The sequence below is a fragment of the Lentilactobacillus sp. genome (genome assembly GCF_040773105.1).
In the GTDB taxonomy this organism is placed as follows: Bacteria; Bacillota; Bacilli; order Lactobacillales; family Lactobacillaceae; genus Lentilactobacillus; species Lentilactobacillus parabuchneri.
This window is the reverse complement of the sequence record NZ_JAXGWW010000224.1, coordinates 1-3,411: the sequence shown is the minus strand read 5'-3', so window position 1 is coordinate 3,411 and position 3,411 is coordinate 1. Positions and strand designations below refer to the sequence as shown.

At 42.8% G+C, this 3,411-nt stretch carries 3 protein-coding genes; all 3 read right to left on the bottom strand.

The window, feature by feature from the left end:
• Positions 1 to 58 precede the first annotated feature (58 nt).
• A complete protein-coding gene (locus AB3112_RS09765; protein ID WP_085013024.1) occupies positions 59 to 1,576 on the bottom strand; it encodes a glycerophosphodiester phosphodiesterase family protein in 1,518 nt (505 codons plus the stop codon).
• A 63-nt stretch (positions 1,577 to 1,639) separates the two neighbouring features.
• Positions 1,640 to 2,773: a D-alanine--D-alanine ligase family protein gene (locus tag AB3112_RS09760; protein WP_084972677.1), complete on the bottom strand. Its 1,134-nt coding sequence runs from the start codon at positions 2,771 to 2,773 to the stop codon at positions 1,640 to 1,642.
• Between the two features lie 125 nt (positions 2,774 to 2,898).
• On the bottom strand, positions 2,899 to 3,411 hold a 513-nt coding region (locus tag AB3112_RS09755), incomplete at its 5' end, for an ABC transporter permease (RefSeq protein ID WP_367334394.1).

Here is a 3,411-nt window from a genome sequence, read left to right as displayed (position 1 = left end):
GTCGCCCACTCGCATCGTTTAACCATTTTCCCACCTCCTACTTTAAAATTACGCAAAATTACAGGTAATTCTGCAAAGAATTTAAAAGTAGCAGCCATCTGTCTTGTCGATAATTAATTCGTAAATTTTGAAGGCGAAATGCCTGATCGGTCACTTGACCGGTAACACCCAACATCGCCATCCGCAGCATGGAGAACCGACTATCATCCGTCCACGAGTATACCTGTCGACCGGTTCGCCCAACCGTCGCAATCAAGAATGGGTTGGCCGTAATGTGCTGCAGCGTATAAAAGTCGACCTGATACCGTGAAATATCAGCAAAGTTCAGCATGGTCACCAAACCGACTTTGACGGTCGGCAACTTACGTTTAATCTGACACAAAAATGGGTACCCAATCGAGTGAACCCGGTGAGGTAATTTTGTCATTTGTGATCCGAATTGGTCAGCAAATCGAACCCCCATTAAACGATCGGATTGGTTGGTGACTTTTAATTCAATAATTAACGGCTGTCCCAACCGATTCGCCGTTTTCAAATAATCGCCAAACATATCGACGTGGTGATACCGTTTAATCGTCGCTAAATCCAAACGATTCACTTCTTGCAGTCCCCGTCCGGGAATCCGAATGTCATCATCATGCGCGCAAATAAATTGATGATCCCTGGTTTCTTGGATATCCATTTCAACGTACGGAAAATGGTACTGGCTGTTTTTCGTTAATGAAGCGATAGTATTTCCCTTTGCATTGTGGTTGATGACACCCCGGTGAACGATGATCGTTGGTTTGGCGGTCGGCTTCGCGTTATATGCCGGATTTAACCCCGTCATTAGACCGGCAAATATGATTAAAGCCAGACCAAAGCTGGTCACCAAGGCGCCGTGATGGATGCGGGTAAACTGAATGCCTAACAGTCGGCTGATGACGATGAGTTCAATTCCAATTGACACCACGTCAATTAATCCTTGAGATAGTAAAAACATGCCACGATTGATCACTAAGCGATTGACTTCGGCCATCAACAAAGTCAATAAGGTGACCGACAACAGCATGCCAAGCACCGTCAATAACTTCATCAAAAATGATTTCCAAGACATCTGTCGAATGGTTTTCCTCAAAGCTTCCAGCGGTCGGTCACTTGGATTTGATAGTAGGCCAAGTTGATACTTTGAAAGAAAGATCCCGACTAACGCCAAAATCACATAAATAATAATGGCTGAGATGGCGATCACATAGCGATTAACGGTAATCCAGGTAAATTGGCTGCCAGAAATTGGCACTGAAAATTTGATGAAGTTCGAAAAGCCAAATAGTCCTAGGGGAATTAGCAGAATAAAGACGTAAATTGAGCTGATCAAGTAAGCCAGCATCGTTCTGGGCCGCCCTAACAGCCGTTTCTGGCTTGTTTGACAAAGCCCATAGTAAAAGAGACCCACCAACAATATAAACAGCACCAGCGAGCATAGCAGCACATTTCCAAATTGGTGAAACTGATCCATCAGATGACGCAAAACAAGAATGGCAACTATCAGTCCACCAATCGAATAATAATAGCCTTTGGTTTGATTTTCATTCATAACAAGCTTCCTTAGATGCAAAAAAACCGGCGAGAAATTTCTTCACCAGTCTAATTGTAATAATTAATTTTTATCGATCGTTTGATCCTTAGGTGGTAATGGCTTAAAGTCGTACAAAATTTTAGTCTGGCGTTCAAACTCATCGATGGCTAACTGAACCAAACGGTCAATCAGTTCCGAGTATGAGATGCCGGATGCCGCAAACAGTTGTGGGTATAAACTGATGTTGGTAAATCCAGGTAAGGTGTTAACCTCACTCATGTATGGCTGATCGTCCTTTGAAACAAGATAATCAATTCGTGCCATTCCCTTAAGTCCGAGGGCCCGATAAGTAGTTAAGCCCATTTCGGTAATTTTTTGCGCAAGTTCGTCGGAAATATCAACCGGAACGTCAAATTGTACCTGGCTGGCATCGACAAACTTGTTGTCATAAGTATAGAAAGCATCACTTGCAGGAACCTTAATTGCCCCAATCTTTGAAGCGATTGGGTGGTCATTTCCCAAAATCGAAATTTCAAGTTCTTCCGGGCCTTCGATGGCCTCTTCAATTAAGACCTTATTGTCGTAACGGAAGGCGTCACGGAGACCTTCAGAATATTCGGCCTCATTTTCAACTTTATGAATCCCGACTGAAGAGCCTTGGTTAGCGGGCTTAATAAATAATGTCCGACCCAGTTTATCACTCAACGACTGGTAGGAGAATTGTTCCGCAGTCAGTGGTGTGACCACTTCGTAACGGGTCGTTGGAACACCAGCCAGCTTGACGATCTTTTTGGTAATGTCTTTATCAAACGACATTGCTGAACCCAAAATACCAGTACCGACGTATGGCTTGTGCAACAAGCGCAGCAGGCCTTGGATGGTACCGTCTTCACCCAAATTACCGTGAATAATTGGGAAGAAAACGTCAATATCGGCCGCTTCTCCTAAATTTAAAATTGGTGCCAGCGGATTTCTGGTATCCAGTTTGGATAGTTCCTGTTTGGCAACTTCGTCTTCGGGTTCGCCGTCAAATACCCGAGAGGAAGCTTCATGATCCAAGAAGTATCCGTCTTTAGTCATCAAAAATAAGCTGACGTCATATCTGTCCTTGTCCATGGCATCGTAAATGTTATGAGCAGACCGTTTGGAAACATCGTGTTCGGAGGAATTGCCACCGAAAATTAACCCAATATGAAGCTTTTTATTTTTTTCCATGATTTCTCATCCTATTCGTATAGTCGTGTGTTTTCCAGAAACTTAAGTATATCATGGATAATTCAAGTTGAAAACAGTTTCATTAACTTCTCATAACTTTTTTAAAGACTGCTCATTAATGACAATTATTCACGTTTTAGTTGTTTTTTGCTGAAGAGATACTTGACGATGACCAGCAGAACAGCCGCCACTACCAGCATCGAAATCATCATTGGAAACGGATCGTACGCCCCAGTTGCCCGATAGCCAAGGATGAATTTGGCAAAGTTGGCCACCCATGTCATTTGAAAACTGGCGTCCAAGATTAATTTGGATGCCGTGTACATCAGGGTAATGTAAGCAATAATCGGGGTTACGATCAAAATTATTCGCTGGACGATCTTAGAGAATAACGTCAAGAAATTCCCAATGACCATTCCGATCAACGTCCCAACGACTAATAACAAGCCGCTAAAAATGAAGTTGAAGATGAATCCGACGAACGGATTATGGAAGTAGTTGACATAAGACGACATAAAAATATTGGTGTTGTGTGCATGAACCAAGGGCATCAAGACCACGAATTGGTAGAACAAATTGAACGTATTTCCGATTAGAATTAACAACCCATAGACGGTTACCTGGGCTTCAAAAAAAGT